The organism is Amycolatopsis rhizosphaerae, assembly GCF_007713715.1.
GTDB lineage: Bacteria > Actinomycetota > Actinomycetes > Mycobacteriales > Pseudonocardiaceae > Amycolatopsis_E > Amycolatopsis_E rhizosphaerae.
The window spans coordinates 1-1,514 of record NZ_VJWX01000826.1 but is presented as its reverse complement, the minus strand read 5'-3'; the positions used below and the strand labels follow the sequence as shown (position 1 = coordinate 1,514).

1 protein-coding gene is annotated in these 1,514 nt (G+C 74.7%); it reads left to right on the top strand.

Features of this window, described 5'->3' with window-relative positions:
• Nucleotides 1-1,514: GMC family oxidoreductase (locus tag FNH05_RS37195; RefSeq protein ID WP_144593510.1), on the top strand; the 1,514-nt coding region annotated here is incomplete at both ends.

The following is a 1,514-nucleotide window of genomic DNA, read 5'->3' as shown; positions in this document are numbered from 1 at the left end:
GCACTGGCCCGCCCGCGCGACGGCCGACGCGGTCGTGATCGGCTCCGGGGCGGGCGGCGCGATGGCCGCCAGGGAACTGGCCCGCGCCGGGCTTTCGGTCGTGGTCGTGGAGGAAGGCACCCGGTACCGGGTCGAGGATTTCCGCACCCGCGAACCGCTCGAACGGTTCGCCGGGCTCTACCGTGACGGCGGCGCGACCGTCGCCTGGGGCAGGCCGCCGGTGCTGCTGCCGCTCGGGCGCGCCGTCGGCGGCACCACCGTGGTCAACTCCGGAACCTGCTACCGGCCGCCCGCCCCGGTGCTGGCGCGGTGGCGGGAGGAAGCCGGTGACCGGATCGTCGACCGCATCGAAACTGCCGTTCCGGAAGTGGAACGCACCCTGCTGGTCGCCGAACAACCCCTGGATGTGCTGGGGCGCAACGGTTTGCTGGCCCTGGAAGGGGCGCGGCGGCTGGGCTGGCGCGCCGGACCACTGCGCCGCAACGCCCCGGGCTGCGCCGGAAGCTGCCAGTGCGCCGTCGGCTGCCCGCGCAACGCGAAGAACGGCGTGCACCTCAACGCCCTGCCGCAGGCGTGCGCGGCCGGCGCCCGTATCGTCTCCGAACTGCGCGTGGACCGGATCCTGGTGGAACGGGGACGGGCCGCGGGCATCGCCGGACGGCGCGGGGACGGCAGTGCCGTCGAGATCCTCGCGCCCCTCGTGGTGGTCGCCGCGGGCGCGACCGAAACCCCGCCGCTGCTGCGCCGGTCCGGGCTGGGCGGGCATCCCTGGCTCGGGCGGAACCTCGCCCTGCACCCGGCGATCAGCCTGGCGGGCCGGTTCGCCGAACCCGTGGATCCGGGGCGCGGGGTGCTGCAGAGCGCCGGGATCGAACAGTGGCACGACGAGGGAATCCTGATCGAGGCGACCGCCGCCCCGCGCGGAATGGGCACCTTCGTCCTGCCGGGACTGGGCAGCCGGTTGCGAGCCGAACTCGACGGCGCGGACCACCTGGCCACCCTCGGCGCCATGATCGCCGACGAACCGTCCGGCCGCGTGCTCGGCGGCCGGAGCACGCTGCTGCGGTACCGGCTGGCTCCGGCCGACGAACGGAAGCTGCGCAGGGCACTGGTCGTACTGGGCGACGTGCTGTTCGCGGCGGGCGCCACCGAAGTGCTCACGGGGATCGCCCGGCACCCGCGGGCGAAGAATCCCGCGCAGCTCAGGGACATCGTCGCCCGCGTGCCCGCCGCCCAGTTGCATGTGGCCGCCTTCCACCCGACCGGAACGGCACGGCTGGGCACCGATCCCCGGACCAGTCCGCTGGACCCGCGGGGCAGGCTGCGCGGAGTGCGCGGCGTGTACGTGGCGGACGCGTCGGTGCTGCCGAGCTGTCCCACGGTGAACCCGCAGATCACCATCATGGCGGCGGCACTGGCCATCTCCGGCGGCATCGTGGCGGACTGCCCCTTCACGGCTTGCCCCTCCGGCCGGGGGTGCGGGGCTGCAAAGGGGGTTGAGGGTTGCCGTGAGG